Below are 15,458 nucleotides of genomic sequence, written 5' to 3' on the forward strand. Positions count from 1 at the left end.
CTCAGCGCTTGCGTTCAGCCCGGCGCAGGCCCAGACCGTGACCAGCTGTGATTCCTATGTCGGCCCGCTCGGCCAGTTCACCCTGGATGTGGCTCGCTTCGACATCGGCGCCTTCGCCCTGACCGATGCCACCGTGGAACTGAACGTCACCTACACCGGGCAGCTGCTCGGCCAGAACACGAGCACGGTGACGCCCTGCTGGTGGAGCTTCAATATGAACCTGGGCCTGGCTTCCGGGACCATGGATCTCACTCCCTACACCTTCAATGCTGCCGTGTTGGCCGATGGGGAGATCCCGGTCGCCGGCGGGGTCGATCCCAACACCGTCAACGTGCCGTTGAGCGGTACGATCGTGGCGGGGTATGCGATCCCCTGGACCGTGCTGAGTTCGTTCTATTCCGACCAGGTCCTCAGCTTCACCACGCCGAGCTTCGGCGGCGTCGCCCAGATGGGGGGCGCGGGGATCTTCAGCTTCGGTATCGAGATTTCGGCCGAGGTCTGCGTCACCTATTCCTACGACAACGCCGTTGCGCTGGAAGAGGAGAGCTTCGGTGCCTTGAAGGCGATGTATCGCTGACAGCGGCCGACGAACGAGTGGTGCGCTTCGCCTGAACGGAGCCTGGATCTGCCGGGCTCCGTTCTGCGTCCGGTAACGCGGCGTCACGCCGGCGTCGAGTGTCGCGGGTACCCCAACCTAAACCTCCACTTCCTCAGGCGGATCCACGGCTTCAACGGTGCTCGAAACTCTGGCCCCGAGAATCTCGAGAATCCGGGTAGCCCGCCCCACAGTGATTCCATGGTATTCGTTGCGCTCGTCGCGCGAGACCTGGGACTCATGGATGCCCAACCTGGCGGCCAGGTCACGCTGCGTCAATCCGCTGTAGATGCGCAGCGAGATCAGCAGCCGGCCAACGCCGTGCAGGTTGATGAGCGTGCCGAATTCGCCGCGCTGCAGCTGTTCGTAGGCTTCGACCTCTTCCACGAGTTGCAGATGGAACGAGACGAGCGGATCCAGCGCGCGCTTGATCTCGTCGGGCTTGAGCCCCTGCGACGCCAGCACAGCGCCGGTCGAGTCGATGCGCTCACGTTCAGCGCGGATTCGTGCGACAGCGTTCTGGTGTTCAGTGTCGTTCCGGATCATGATAGCCCCCCTATCTTGATGATCCCTTTGGGTGTATCGCTCCTGCGCGAAATGCGGAACGCGGAGGGGAAGTCGAGTTCGTTGCCGAAGCGGTCGCGAATCCCCGAGACTTGGCCCCAGTGGGGGTAGAACTCCACGCGGTACTTGTGCCACATGGGCAGCTGGAGCTTGTCGTATCCTCGATACGGGCGCCGCAATCTCGGATCCCAGGTCCAGATCTTGTCGGGTTCAAGGAGATTGAGCTCCCTCTGCAACTCGCCCGAGGCCAAACGTCCAAGGTCGCAGACAAAGTATCCGTCAATGTCGTTCGGGTGATCCTTGTCCTCCACGAACGAACCATTGATGAACACCTCAGAAATGCCTGTCCGGTGAAGCTGCGTCACGAGGATCTCCAGGTTGTCGACCAGCTTCCGCCGCCAGCTTTCGTCCCAGGTATCGCGGCCCCCGGTGTGCGAGCCGAGAACCAGCATGGAGGTTCGAAGTTCAGCGATCGTGAGCTCGAAGTCCCTTGGCGGCAACACGCCATCCGGGACGAAGTCCGGCAATGTCATGGGCCCAGCTCCCACAATTGGACATTTTAATCGCGCTTGGCTTTTTTGTCAAGTTTTAGCCATGAGTTGAGGCGTACTGATGCTCTGCCTGCCAGTTCCCGGGACTGGTGCGCCCGACACAGCAGCATGACCGCAGGCCGTCGCCAGCGGTAGGCGTGCCGCGAAGGTTGTCGCCGGTTGTTGACCGCTCGCATCGCGCAGGGGTGCCCTCGAATGCCTTGGGGCGGCGGGAGGCGGAGATGGCGGCAAGTCGTTGTGCCGGATCACGTAACGACAGTTCGTGAAACTTGCGCCGGCGCAATCGTCAACGTGCCGCGTTTAGAAGCCGACTCCGATTCCGAGTGATGTTGCGTGACCGCGTGGCAAGGCGCGGAGGCAAACGGACGGGCGGCGGAGAACGAGCAAACACGATATAACGAGTGTTGTCCTGAAGAAGGTGAATCTGGATTTCACCCCACCGGATCCATCACCTCTCACAAGTCCAGAGGCGCTCCCCCCAGCCCGGCAACCCAGTTCCCCACCACGGCCTCCGCCGCTCCACGCCACCGGTCCGCCAAAAGAGGCACCAGGTCGGCCTCCGGGAAGGCCGGCGCCGCCATTCCGGCCGCCATGGCACCCGCCACACCCGCCCGCCACTCCTCGACGATCGCCACGGCCGCCGGCGGCAGGTAGTTCTCCGGATACGGAGGGAACGCCGCCGTCCGACCACCCGCCCAGCCCAGCGCCTCGCGCTTGAACTCCTTGAGCAGCGAAATGGCGTCGTACTCGGCATGCCCCTGCATGTACACCTGGCGCAGCCCGTCGGGACTCGTCGCCAGGTGCACGCCTGCCGCTTCGCTCGCCAGCAGGATGCGCAGCCCGGCCGCCGCGAACTGGGCGGGGAACACTTCGTTCCAGCGCGAGTGCGGCACATCGACCGTGCCCGGCAGTCCGGCCAACAGCGGATGCGCCGGCCCGGTGGCCACGTGCGGGAACACGCCCCAGCACTTGGCCGCCAGGCGCGCGCGCGGCTGGCCGTGACGTGCGTGCAGCACCGCGTGCGTGGCCAGGCACAACAGCAGCGTCGACGGCACCTCGTCCCAGGCCCAGCCCACCACTTCCTGCAGCGGCTCCCAGAACGGCTGGACCGTCAGGTCGGGCCCGGTGACGTTGGCGCCGGTGACGATCAGCGCGTCGAGGCCCCGCGCCCTCAGCTGCGCGAACGTGGCATAATGCCGCGCGATGTGTTCGCTCGCCTTCGGGCCCCGCGCCACCGCCGCCAGCGTGAACGGATGCAGGTGGATCCGCGCCGCCGGCCGCCGCGCCGCCAGCAGGCGCAGGAACTGCCGCTCGGTGGCCTCGAGAGTGGCGTCCGACATCAGGTTGAGCAGGCCGATGTGCAGGTCACGGCCGCTGCCGGGCGCGCCGGGGCCGGCGGCCGGGGCGACGTCGTAGCCGGCTGCCTGCAGGCGGGCGTAGGCGGGCAGGTGGTTGTGGGCGATGATGGGCACGATTCACTCGTCTACCATGGTGCGGCCCGCCTCGAAATCATAAAGCGTCTGCCGCCTCAAATCCGCCCCCGCCAACTGGTACCCGATGAACGCATCAAGGTACGCCATGCGCGCCTGCGTCAACCGGTCGCGGTCCAGCGCCAGCTCCTGGCTGGTGATGTCGCCGTTGGCAAAGCGCTGTACGCTGATCTCGATACTCTTGCCGGCCAGTTCCACGCTGCGGCCGAGGGCTTCAAGGCGGCCGCGCGACTCGGTGAGCGCCGTCAGCGCCGCGTTGACTTCCTGGACCACGCGGCGTTGCTGCTCCTCGCCGTCCAGGTCGCTGCGGGAAAGCATGGCCTTTGCCGCCGCGACTTCGGCCCCGTTGACGCCGCTGTCCCACAGCGGCACGCGCAGCGAGAAGGTCACGCCGCGGTTACCAGGCCGGCGCTCCAGGTCGTCCCAGCTCAGGTCCCACAGGTCGGCAGGATCGCGGTAGACGTCGCTCGAGGCGACTCCCGTCAGGTCGTAGTAGGCACGCAGCTCGCCGGTCAGCGCCGAGCGGGCATCCGTCTCGGAAACGGTGATCTCGGCGCGCCTGCGGTCGGACTCGGCGTTGCGGATCTCGGCCCGGTGGGCCAGCGCGTGCTCGTGAGCGAGCGAACTGTCCACCTCGTAGAATCGCGGCGTGTCCTCGGCGGTGACGTCGACGTCACCATCCATGGGCAGCCCCAGGCGCAGCTTGAACCGGTCCGCGGCGGCGGCGCGCGCGCCCTCGGCCGACAGGAGGTTGTTCCGGCTCTGCGCCAGGTCGACCTCCATCTGCAGCGCCTCCACTTCGGGAATCAGGCCCGCCGTGAACTTGCGCGAAGCCAGCTGGAACGCCTCCTCCTGCTGCACAAGCTCCGCGCGCGCGATCTCCAGCCGTCGTTCGGCGCGCAGGAAGCCGTAGAACTCGGCCGTGACGTCGTAGACGATGTCCAGCTGGGCCACGGTGAAACGTCGCCGCGAATCCTCGAAGTTCAGGCGCGCGCGCTCCAGGGAAAGACTGAGCGCGTTGGGCACGAACAGGGGTTGTACGAAGTCGAGTCGGTAGTTGTTGATCATGGTCCGGCTGCGCGCCTCGGCGGCGTCGAGGTCGGAGACTACGGTGTTCGTGCGGTGCCGGACCATGCCCGTCAGTCCGATCCGGCCGTTGGTCGGAAGCGGCTGCGTGAGCGTCAGCCCCGCGCGCCACTCGCTGGAGCCGTACGTTGAATAGACCGGCAGCTGCCCCGGCTCGTTCACCGGCGACACCGACTCGTTGTAGTCGGGGGCATCCAGCTCGAGGTCGAGCCGCGTCCGGAACCGCCCGCGCGCCGCCACCAGTTCCTGCTCGGCCTGCAGCAGCACCAGCCGCTGGGTCCGCGCGGCGTAACTCGACTCGAGCGCCAGCGCGATGGCCTCGTCCAGGTCCAGGGTCTGGGCGAAGCCCACTGCAGGCAGGATCGTCGCCAGGGCCAGAAGCAGCAGCATGCGCATCATTCGTACCTGAGGGATTCGATGGGACTGAGGCGCGCAGCGCGGCGCGCCGGGTAGTAGCCGAAGGCAATGCCGACGGCCGCGGACACTCCGAAAGCCAACAGCACCGACCACGGCGCGATCGCCACGGGCCAGCCGGCGTAGACGGCAATCGCCGCCGTCAGGCCCAGCCCGACGGCAACGCCGATGATGCCGCCCAGGAAGCTCACGCCCACCGCCTCGAGCAGGAACTGCAGGAGGATGTCGCGCTCGGTGGCGCCGACCGCCCGCCGCAGGCCGATCTCGCGGGTGCGCTCCAGCGCGCTGGCCAGCATGATGTTCATGATGCCGATGCCGCCGACCAGCAGCGAGATCCCGGCGATGGCGCCCATGACGACGTTGAAGATGCGCTGCGTCGACTGTTGCTGGCGGATGAGGTGGGCCGGCACCACGATGCGGTGGTCCTCGACGCCGCGGTGGCGCCTCTTGATGACCGACGACAGCACGCCCGCGGCTTCGTTCAGCCGGTCGGTGTCATCGACCTGCACGATCAGGCGATGCAGTTCGCTGGTGTATGGCTTGACGTTCAGGCGCTGCAGCGCCGCGCCCACCGGCAGGTAGAGGTCGCGCGCGGTGTCGCGGATGTCTTCCAGTTCATTCGCCGCCGAGACGTCGGCGCCCGCCATGACCCCCACCACCGTGTACCAGTCGCGCCCCACCTTGACCTGCTCGCCCACCGGATCCTGCAGCAGGAACAACTCGCTCGCCAGGCCTGCGCCCAGTACACAGACGCGGCTGAGCGAATCGACCTCGGCCCAGTCCAGGAAACGGCCGCGTGCGGCGCGGGCACGCGTGGCGTCGATATAGTCGGGCGTGGTGCCCACAACATTCGCCGAGACGCGCCGGCGACCGGCCTGCACATCCAGGTCCTCGATGCGCATCGGTACCACACGTAACGCCTGCGGCATCACCTCGCGCACGGCGGCAGCGTCGGCCAGCGTGAGCCCGGCGCTGAACGGCCGCGTCTCGGTGTCATCGGCGGGGTCCGGGGGCGGCTTGTCGACCACGAGCAGGTTGTCGATGCCCATCAGCGCAAACTGCGCGAGAACCTTTCGCCGCGCGCCCTCGCCGATCGACAGCATGGCGATCACGGCCGCGACCCCGAACACGATGCCCAGCGTGGTCAACAGCGTGCGCAGGCGGTGGGCGTTCAGTCCGTCCAACCCGATCCGCGCACATTCGAGCGTCGACATGCTCAGGGCTTGGCCTCCTCACGCGGGGCGGCGGGCGCCGGCTTCTCCGGGTCGCTGAGCGCCACGGCCTCTCCGCCGGTCAGGCCCGTCACGATCTCGACGAAGTCGTCGGAACGCGCGCCCACCGTCACCGGCACCGGCTTGCCACTGCCCGGCACCACGAAGACGACGCTCTGCCCCTCGCGCTCGAACACGGCCTCAAGCGGCACGGAAACGACGTCAGCCAACCGCGAGACGATGATGCGGCACTGCGCGGTCATGCCCGGGCGCAATTCCTCCGCGGACCCGGTCACGAGCACGTCCACGTCGAAGACTTTGACCTTGGCCTCTCCCTCGGTGCGCGCCAGGGTCGCGATGCGCGAGACCTTGCCCGGGATCTCCTGGCCGTCCAGCGCGTCGACGCGAATGATGACTTCCTGGTCGACGGCCACCTGCCGCACGTCGACTTCGTTGACCCGCGTGCGCACCTGCATCTGGGCCAGGTCGGGCAGCTCGATGAGGTCCATGCCCGGCCACACCTGGTCGCCGACCTTGACCTTGCCCTGCCGGTAGGTCTTGTAGACCACCAGGCCGGCTTCGGGTGCCGTGATGGTCATGGCCGCGAGGGCTTCCTCGGCCTGGCTGACCTGCAACTGCGCCTGCCGCACGGAGAACTCGGACTTCTCGTGCTCAGCCCTGGCGATCACGTGCTGCGCGGCCAGACGGTCCCGCGCCTCCTGCAGCGAGAGCTCGCTCTTGCGCAGCTCCAGTTCCTGTTCGCGACGGCGCACCTCGGCCTCGAACTTCATCGCCTCGGTGCGCAGCTTCGCCTGTTCGTGGCTGTACTGCTGCGTCAGAACGGCGCTCTCGAGCTCGGCCAGTCGCGAGTCGCTCTCAGCCGGCTGGCGCGCCAGTTCCGCGCGCGCGTTCAGCAGCGCGTTCTTCGCCTCTTCCAGCTGCGTAGTCGTCTCGGCCATGTCCAGCTGCACCAGGAAGTCGCCTTCCTTGACCACGCTGCCCTCGGGTGCCAGCTGGACGACCTGCGAGGCGTTCCACGACCGCCCGATGCGCTTGCGCGACACGTTGCGGCTGCGCACGGCCTCGACCTGGCCCGTGGTCGCGATGTCCACGATGAATTCGCCGCGACGCGCCGTCGCCGTCGCCGCGGCCTCGCCCGTGCGGCGGGCGCCGCCCCAGACGGCGATCGCGATCACCGCTGCCGCAGCCAGCGCGACAACTACCCAGATGCGACGTCGCCCGAACCGGGTCATGGCTGCTCCTTGGCAAAATGACGGGCGTATCCCAGCGGTCGGGTGCCCGGCGGCGGCGCCTCGGCCCACAGCACGAGCTCCGTGCCGGCTTCGAGACCTTCCACAACGGCGACGTACAGGGCGTTGGCACTGCCCAGCCGGACCGGCCGCGACTGCGGCCACGATTCGGCGGGAAACACCACCGTGGCGCCGTCCTGCTCGGCAACTGCGCCGCGCGGCACCAGCACCGAGTCCTGCGTGGCCGCCAGCACCACCTCGACGACCGCCGTCATGCCCGGCCTGAGCCGCGGATCGGCTGGGGCAATGCGGCCGCGGGCCACGAAGGCGCGCGCGCGGCTCTCCTTCTCGACCTCGGTCGCCAGCACGGCGATGTCATCGATCTGCCCGGTGAACACGCTCTCGGGATACGCTTCGAGGCGCACGCTGATGGCCTGGCCCGTCAGGAAGGCGGGACGGTCGACCTCGTGGAGCGGGAACTCGACCTGCATCGAGTCGAGGTCGGGGATCTCGAAGAGCGGCTGCCAGGGCTGGATCACGTCGCCGACGCGCGGCTTGATGCCGCGCGCCTCGCCGTCCTCGCGCCCCCGGTAGACCACCATGCCCGCCAGGGGAGCGCGCAGCGACATCGAGGTGATGCGTCCTCGCAACGACGCCAATTCCGTGCGGGCCGCGCCCAGTTCGAGATCGGTCTTGGCCAGTTCAAGGCTGTCCAGCACGGCTTGGGCGGCGAGCTTGGCCGTCGCCTCGACCAGCGCGACTCCGGCCCGGTCGAGCGCGAGCTGCGCGTCCTGCTGGCGGTACTTCGCCTCGAACTTCAGTTTCTGGATCTGCAGTTCGGCCTGCTCGCGACTGAGTGTCGCCGTGCTGACGGCATTGGTGAGCGCCTGCAACCGCGAGCGCTGGTTGGCCACCACGCCCGTGCGCTGCATCTCGAGCGTGTCGATCTGGTCCCGCGTCTCAGCCAGCCGGCGTTCGACGGGACTGGCGTCCAGTCGCATCACCTCTTCGCCCTGCTTGACGATCTTTCCTTCGGGCACCATCGCCGCAATGACCAGGTCGCTGTTCCATTCCATCGGTGGTCGCACCATCTGCGAATGCACGGCCTGGATCTCGCCGCTCTCGACCGACACGAGAGGCAGGGCGCCGCTTGTTGCGCGCACGGTGGGCAGGCCTTCGGCGGGACGGCAGCCCTGCAAGACCGTCGGCAGCGCAAGAAACACGAGCCAGAGTAGGCGAAGACGCAAGTCAGGGGTCCCCCATGTGTCATCGCGGCATTGGATAGGGCGTGTGGGATCCGGAGCAGCCTAGCACAGGCCGGGCGGCCGGGCCAGTGCGTCAAACCCCGCCGCCCCGGTGAGTTCCCCGGGTCGCATCACGAAAGCCGCAGCACCAGCCAGCGGATGAGGAACGGGTCGCAGATACGGTACTCGGTGCCTTCCTTCACCACGAGCCCCTTCTCCACGAGCACGGACAGGGCCTTGGCGAGCGAGGGAAGCAGCGCGATGCCGGCTGCCGCCAGCAATGCTCCGGTCAGGTGCGATCGCCCGCCGAGGGCCGCCAATCCCGCGCAGGGCCTGCGACTGCTGCGCGCTGAGGTTCCGCAGGATCACCTCGTACTCCTGGGCGTGCATCGCGAAGACCATCTCCCACGCTGCCGGCAGGTCATGGTCGGTGACGGCCTGGCCGTCCGATGTCACCTGCCACAGCGCCGTACAGTATCGCTGCACATCGCCCGGGTTGTCGTGGCAGAGATCACAGATCGCGTCGAGGAGTTCCGGCGTCACTGTGCGCCCGCTCTCGGCGAACTTTGCGGCCAGGAAGTCACGGAACTCACCCCGGTCGATGGGCCCCACGTGCATGCGCATGGCCGCCTTGAAGAAAGGCGAGTCGTCGCGGGTGAAGATGTCCTCCATGCGATGACGCACACTGCCGCAGAACACGAACGCCGCCTCCGGCTGCCGCTGCACCAGGCCACGCAACTGCGCCAGCGCCGCCCCAGGATCGGGCAGCCCGAGCACATCCTGGAACTCGTCGATGACGACCACGGCCCGGGGCCAGGCCGCGATCAAGGCGAAGACGGCGTCGAGCGAGTCCGGATGATTGCCGCTGCCGGGCGCGAAACTGACGGTCGGCGCCCCGGACAGCGGGTCGACACCCAGTGTGGGGCGCAACTGCGCGAGCCCCTTAAGCAGCCGCAACAGCCCGGCCTGGCCCGACTGGCCCGCCTGACCTGATTGGGTGCGGACGACGGCCGCAGCCAGACGCTGGGTCACGTCGCCCAGGCTGCGGGCGGCCATCAGGTCGACATCCACCACGCGCGTCCCGGGGAGCGTGCGCGCTGCTTCGAAGACCAGCGAGGTTTTGCCCATGCGCCGCTCCCCGACCACATAGACGCGGCCGCTGCCGGCCATGTACTCGCGAAGCTGCGCCAGCTCGGGCCGGCGGCCGCAAAACTCGGGGCCGGCCACCCGCATACCCAACCTGAATGGGAGCATAGAGTTCGTCTCCTTGGGCTCTCCGGCGAAATCCTTTAGTTGTATACTATATGGTTTATAACTGTTTTGTCCATATCTGTCAAGATGCATCAAGAGGCGCCAAGACCGTCCGCGACCACCTGGCCGTCCCCTTAGGTTGACGCCCCCCCCAATTCCCCTATCCTTTGCACTGAATCTGACCATCAGTTTCCCGTACCGACAGGAGACGGCCCCATGGCCATCCAGGACCCCGAACTGCTGGCGCGCCTTCAGGAGATCGAGAACACCGAGTGGCGCGAGTCGCTGGACTATGTGCTGCGTGAGCAGGGCCCCGACCGGGTCCGCCAGCTGCTGAGGGTGCTGCAGACGCGCCCAGGAGCGCGGCGTGAGCATCCCGTACACGGCCAACACGCCGTACATCAACACCATCCCCACGGCGCAGCAGCCCCTCTACCCGGGCAATCGCGAGCTGGAGCGACGCATCAAGTCGATCATCCGCTGGAACGCGATGGCGATGGTGGTGCGCGCCAACCGCGAGCGGCCGGGCATCGGCGGGCACATCTCGACGTACGCCTCGGCGGCCACGCTGTGGGAAGTGGGCTTCAACCATTTCTGGCGCGCCCGCAACGACGAGTTCCTCGGCGACCAGGTCTTCTTCCAGGGCCACGCCTCGCCGGGCCTCTACGCGCGCGCCTTCCTGGAAGGCCGCCTCAGCGAGAAGGACCTGGCCAACTTCCGCCACGAACTGCATCCGGACGGCGGGCTCTCGAGCTACCCGCATCCGTTCCTGATGCCGGAGTTCTGGGAGTTCCCCACCGTCTCGATGGGCCTGACCGCGCTGTCGGCCATCTACCAGGCGCGCTTCAACCACTACCTGGTGGACCGCGGGCTGCGCGCGGCCAGCGGCCGCAAGGTGTGGGCGCTGCTGGGCGACGGTGAGATGGACGAGCCCGAGTCGCTGGGCGCCATCACGCTGGCGGCGCGCGAACAGCTGGGCAACCTCATCTTCGTCATCAACTGCAATCTGCAGCGGCTCGACGGCCCGGTGCGCGGCAACGGCAAGATCATGCAGGAGCTCGAAGCGGCGTTCCGCGGCGCGGGCTGGAACGTGATCAAGGTGATCTGGGGCGGCGACTGGGATCCGCTGCTCGAGGCCGACAAGAAGGGCCTGCTGCACCAGCGCATGGATGACATCCTCGACGGCGAGATGCAGCGCTACAACGTGTCGGAGGGCTCGGAGATCCGCGAGCACTTCTTCGGTCGCTATCCCGAGCTGCTGGACCTGGTGAGCGGCTACTCCGACGAGCAGATCCGCAAGCTGCGGCGCGGCGGCCACGACCCGGCGAAGGTGTACGCGGCCTACAAGTCGGCCGTCGACCACAAGAAGACGCCGACGGTGATCCTGGCGCAAACCATCAAGGGCTACGGGCTGGGCGAGGCCGGCGAGGGCAAGAACATCACGCACTCGCAGAAGAAGCTGAACGAGGACGAGCTGAAGGAATTCCGCACGCGGTTCAACATCCCGATCAACGACGAGGACATTTCCGAGGCGCCGTTCTACCGGCCCGCCGACGACAGCCCCGAGATGATCTACCTGCGCGAACGCCGCCAGGCCCTCGGCGGCTCGCTGCCGCGGCGCGTGAACAACTCGCAGCCGTTCGCCTGCCAGACCGAGGCGCTGTTCAGCGAGTACTTCGAGGGCTCGGGCGACCGCGAACTGGCCACGACCATGGCCTACGTGCACATGCTGGCGAAGATGCTGCGCGATCCCGAGTTCGGGAAGCTGATCGTGCCCATCGTGCCCGACGAAGCGCGCACCTTCGGTATGGAATCGCTGTTCCGGCAGGTGGGCATCTACTCGCACGCCGGCCAGCTGTACGAGCCGGTCGACAAGGGCAGCCTGCTGTTCTACAACGAGAAGAAGACGGGCGCGATCCTCGAGGAAGGCCTCAGCGAAGCGGGCTCGATGGCCAGCTTCACCGCCGCGGGCACGGCCTACGCCAACAACGGCGTCAGCACCATCCCGTTCTATACCTTCTACTCGATGTTCGGGTTCCAGCGCGTGGGCGACCTGATCTGGCAGGCCTGCGACAGCCGCGCGCGCGGCTTCCTGGTCGGCGCCACCGCCGGCCGCACCACGCTGGCGGGCGAGGGCCTGCAGCACCAGGACGGGCACAGCCACGTGCTGGCGCTGACCCCCGGGCCGGTCAAGGCCTACGACCCGGCCTTCGCCTACGAGCTGGCGGTGATCATCCACGACGGCATCACGCGGATGTTCTGCCACCAGGAGGACTGGATCTACTACCTGACGGTCACCAACGAGACCTACCGCATGCCGGCCATGCCGAAGCGGCCGGGCGTGCGCGAGGGTATCCTCAAGGGCATGTACCGCTACCGCATCTCGCCGCTGAAGGGCGACGCGCCGAAGGCGCACCTGCTCGGTTCGGGCGCCATCCTCAACGAGGCGCTGGCCGCGGCCGAAATGCTCGAGACGAAGTACGGCGTGGCGGCCGACGTGTGGAGCGTGACCTCGTACAAGGAGCTCTACCGCGACGCGATCGAGTGCGAGCGCTGGAACCTGCTCAATCCGAACCGCAAGGAGAAGCAGCCGTACCTGGCGCAGCTCCTGTCGAAGGAGCAGGGCGTGTTCGTGGCGGCCAGCGACTACATGAAGGTGCTGCCGGCCACGGTGGCCAAGTGGTTCCCCGGCCCGGTGCACATCCTGGGCACCGACGGTTTCGGCCGCAGCGACAGCCGCAAGGAGCTGCGCGACTTCTTCGAGGTCGACGCGCGCTACATCACGCTGGCGGCGCTGCACGAACTGGCCGGCAAGGGTGTCCTCAAGCCGTCGGACGTGACCGCGGCGATAAAGGACATGGGCATCGACCACGCGAAGAAGAACCCGCATACCGACTGACGAGTCGATTGACGGAACCCGCGGCGCCCCCGCGCCGGGAAGGATGAAGATGGCACAGGAGATCCGGGTCCCCGAAGTCTCGGACGGCGTCAAGCAGGGTACCGTGATCAGCCTGGCGGTGAAGCCGGGCGACCGCGTCACGGCCGACCAGACGCTGCTCGAGATGGAGACCGACAAGGCGGTCGTGGCGATCCCCGCGCCCGAGGCGGGCGTGATCACCGAGATCCTCGTGAGCGAGGGCTCGGTGGTGAAGATCGGCGACGTGATCATGAAGCTGGAGACGGGCGCGGCGACCGTGAAGCCGACGGCGCCCGCGGCGACGGCGCCCGCAGCCGCCCCCGCGGCAGCGCCGGCCGCTGCTCCGGCGGCCCCCGCAGCGCCCCGCCCGGCGGTGGCCGCGGCGCAGCCCCTGCCCCCGGCCGTCGAGGCCGCGAAGCCCGACCGCATGGCCGGCGTGCCGGTGGACCTGACCACGGTGCGCACGGGCGACGCCGTGGCCCCCGCGGCGCCCTCGGTCAGGCGCCTGGCGCGCGAACTGGGCGTGGACATCTACCAGGTGCAAGGCACCGGCCCGGCCGGCCGCATCAGCGAAGACGACGTGCGCACCTTCGTGCGCACCACCATGCAGCGCCTGACCGGCGGCGGCCGCGAGGCGGCGACCGGCGGCGAGTTCCCCGGCCTGCACGCGCAGCGCCCCCTGCCCGACTTCACCAAATGGGGCCCGGTGCACACCGAGCCGTTGTCCCGCGTGCGCGAGATCACGGCCGACGCCATGGGTTACGCGTGGTCGACCATCCCCATGGTCACGCAGTACGACCGCGCCGACATCACGCGGCTGGAGCAGTTCCGCAAGCGCTATAACGAGACCGCCCCGGCCGGCGGCAAGCTGACCATGACGGCGTTCCTGCTGAAGGTCTGCGCCGCGGCGCTGAGGGCGTTCCCGCGCTTCAACAGCAGCCTCGACCTGGCGCACAAGGAACTGGTGCTGAAGGACTACGTGCACGTCGGCGTGGCCGTCGACACCCCCAACGGGCTGCTGGTGCCGGTGATCCGCGATGCCGACCGCAAGGGCGTCGAGGCGCTGGCGCTGGAACTGAACGCCGCCGCGCAGCGCACGCGCGACCGCAAGATCTCGCCCGCCGAGATGGAAGGCGGCACGTTCACCATCTCGAACCTGGGCGGCATCGGCGGCACGGCCTTCACGCCCATCGTCTACGCGCCGCAGGTGGCGATCCTGGGCGTCTCGCGCTCGGAGATGACGCCCGTCTGGAACGGCGGGCAGTTCACGCCGAAACTGCTGATGCCGCTGTCGCTGACCTACGACCACCGCGTGATCGACGGCGCCGACGGCGCCCGCTTCCTGCGCTGGATCTGCGAAGCGGTCGAAGAGCCCCTGAACCTCGTGATGAAGGGATGACCCGTGAGCGACGCCATTCCCGCCACTGCCCAGCTGGTCGTCGTCGGCGCCGGCCCCGGCGGCTACCACGCCGCGTTCAAGGCCGCCGAACTGGGCCTGGCCGTGACGCTCATCGACCCGGCCATCAACCCCGGCGGCGTCTGCCTGTACCGCGGCTGCATCCCCTCGAAGGCGCTGCTGCACGTCGCGAAGCTGGTCGATGAGGCGCACGAGAGCGCCGCCATCGGCGTGAAGTTCGCCAAGCCCGAGATCGACATCGACCGCGTGCGTGCCTGGAAGGACGAGGTCATCGGCAAGCTGACCGGCGGCCTGGGCCAGAAGGTGACGCAGAAGAAGCTCACCTACGTTCGCGGCACGGCGAAGCTGAAGGACGCGCACACGCTGGTGGTCACCGCGCACGACGGCACCGTCGGCGAGATGACGTTCGAGCAGGCGATCCTGGCCACGGGCTCGCAGCCGATCATGCTGCCGGGCGCCGCGAAGAGCGACCGCATCATCAACTCGACCGGCGCCCTGGAACTGAAGGATGTGCCGGCGAAGCTGCTGGTCGTGGGCGGCGGCTACATCGGGCTGGAGCTGGGTTCGGTTTACGCCTCGCTCGGCAGCCAGGTGAGCGTGGTCGAGATGACCAACGGCCTGCTGCCCGGCGCCGACCGCGACCTGGTCTCGCTGCTGAAGCGCCGGCTCGACACGAAGTTCGCCGGTTTCCGCATGGAGACGAAGGTGGCGAAGCTGGACGAGAAGAAGAAGGGCGTCGACGTGACCTTCGAGACCACCAACGGCGAACAGACGGTCGAGACGTTCGACAAGGTGCTCGTCTCGATCGGCCGGAAGCCCAATACATCGGACCTCGGCCTGGAGAACACCGCCATCAAGCTGGACGAGCGGAAGTTCGTCGTCGTCGACGGCCAGCGCCGCACGGCCGAGCCGAACATCTTCGCCATCGGCGACATTGCCGGCGAACCGATGCTGGCGCACAAGGCCTACGCCGAGGCCGAGGTGGCCGCCGAGGCGGCCGCCGGCCGCAAGGCGACCTACGATCCGCGCGCGATCCCCGCCGTCGTCTTCACTGATCCCGAGATCGCGTGGTGCGGCCTGACCGAGACCGAGGCGCGCGCGCAGGGCATCAAGGTCAAGACCGCCAAGCTGCCGTGGCGCGGCAACGGCCGCACCCTGACCCTCGGGCGCGAGGACGGCATGACGAAGCTGATCGTCGACCCCGAGACCGACCGCCTGCTGGGCATGGCGGTGGCGGGGCCGGGCGCGGGCGAACTCATCGCCGAAGGTGTGCTGGCGATGGAGATGGCGGCGGTCAGTGAGGACCTGCGGCGGACGATTCATCCGCATCCGACGTTGTCGGAGACGATTTATGATGCGGCGCAGTCGTTGTTCAAGGCTTAGCGCGAGCGAATTGCGGATCGAAGTTGCGCCGGCGCAAGTCTCACGTTCGTGGGACGACTTGCGCCGGCGCAATTCCGTAGGATTA

At 68.0% G+C, this 15,458-nt stretch carries 11 protein-coding genes and 1 pseudogene; 4 read left to right on the plus strand and 8 right to left on the minus strand.

Translation table 11 applies throughout. The features are described from left to right. The first annotated feature begins 37 nt into the window (after positions 1 to 37). The gene (locus IPG61_06225) at positions 38 to 577 is read left to right on the plus strand and encodes a hypothetical protein (protein MBK6733675.1); all 540 of its coding nucleotides are present in this window, start codon (positions 38 to 40) and stop codon (positions 575 to 577) included. Between the two features lie 117 nt (positions 578 to 694). On the opposite strand, the gene IPG61_06230 is transcribed toward IPG61_06225, so the two are convergent. From IPG61_06230 to IPG61_06265, 8 genes are all read right to left on the minus strand, one after another. Continuing rightward, complete coding sequence (locus IPG61_06230) at positions 695 to 1,141, minus strand: helix-turn-helix domain-containing protein (protein MBK6733676.1); 447 nt, start codon at positions 1,139 to 1,141, stop codon at positions 695 to 697. Next, on the minus strand, positions 1,138 to 1,692 hold the full coding sequence (locus IPG61_06235; protein MBK6733677.1) for a hypothetical protein: 555 nt from the start codon (positions 1,690 to 1,692) through the stop codon (positions 1,138 to 1,140). The genes IPG61_06230 and IPG61_06235 overlap by 4 nt, the downstream gene beginning before the upstream one ends. Before the next feature lie 473 nt (positions 1,693 to 2,165). After that, positions 2,166 to 3,182, minus strand: coding sequence for a homoserine O-succinyltransferase (locus IPG61_06240; GenBank protein MBK6733678.1), 1,017 nt, complete (start codon positions 3,180 to 3,182; stop codon positions 2,166 to 2,168). A gap of 3 nt (positions 3,183 to 3,185) precedes the next feature. Then, the gene (locus tag IPG61_06245) at positions 3,186 to 4,676 is read right to left on the minus strand and encodes a TolC family protein (protein ID MBK6733679.1); all 1,491 of its coding nucleotides are present in this window, start codon (positions 4,674 to 4,676) and stop codon (positions 3,186 to 3,188) included. 5 nt (positions 4,677 to 4,681) lie between these two features. Further along, positions 4,682 to 5,914 (minus strand): ABC transporter permease, encoded by a 1,233-nt coding sequence (locus IPG61_06250; protein ID MBK6733680.1) that lies wholly within the window; start codon positions 5,912 to 5,914, stop codon positions 4,682 to 4,684. 2 nt (positions 5,915 to 5,916) lie between these two features. Beyond that, positions 5,917 to 7,164, minus strand: coding sequence for an efflux RND transporter periplasmic adaptor subunit (locus IPG61_06255; protein MBK6733681.1), 1,248 nt, complete (start codon positions 7,162 to 7,164; stop codon positions 5,917 to 5,919). After that, complete coding sequence (locus IPG61_06260) at positions 7,161 to 8,408, minus strand: efflux RND transporter periplasmic adaptor subunit (protein MBK6733682.1); 1,248 nt, start codon at positions 8,406 to 8,408, stop codon at positions 7,161 to 7,163. The genes IPG61_06255 and IPG61_06260 overlap by 4 nt, the downstream gene beginning before the upstream one ends. A gap of 60 nt (positions 8,409 to 8,468) precedes the next feature. Beyond that, the gene (locus IPG61_06265; GenBank protein MBK6733683.1) at positions 8,469 to 9,659 is read right to left on the minus strand and encodes an ATP-binding protein; all 1,191 of its coding nucleotides are present in this window, start codon (positions 9,657 to 9,659) and stop codon (positions 8,469 to 8,471) included. Positions 9,660 to 9,872: 213 nt separating this feature from the next. Here IPG61_06265 and aceE point away from each other — a divergent pair. The 3 genes and pseudogenes from aceE (at position 9,873) to lpdA (ending at position 15,373) form a co-directional block, all read left to right on the plus strand. Continuing rightward, a pseudogene (aceE, locus tag IPG61_06270) lies at positions 9,873 to 12,555 on the plus strand (pyruvate dehydrogenase (acetyl-transferring), homodimeric type). A 49-nt stretch (positions 12,556 to 12,604) separates the two neighbouring features. Beyond that, a complete protein-coding gene (locus tag IPG61_06275; protein ID MBK6733684.1) occupies positions 12,605 to 13,972 on the plus strand; it encodes a 2-oxo acid dehydrogenase subunit E2 in 1,368 nt (455 codons plus the stop codon). Between the two features lie 3 nt (positions 13,973 to 13,975). Next, entirely contained in the window at positions 13,976 to 15,373 is a 1,398-nt protein-coding gene (gene lpdA, locus IPG61_06280; GenBank protein MBK6733685.1) for a dihydrolipoyl dehydrogenase, read from the plus strand. The last annotated feature ends 85 nt before the right edge of the window (positions 15,374 to 15,458 follow it).

The organism is bacterium (genome assembly GCA_016703265.1).
GTDB lineage: Bacteria > Krumholzibacteriota > Krumholzibacteriia > LZORAL124-64-63 > LZORAL124-64-63 > CAINDZ01.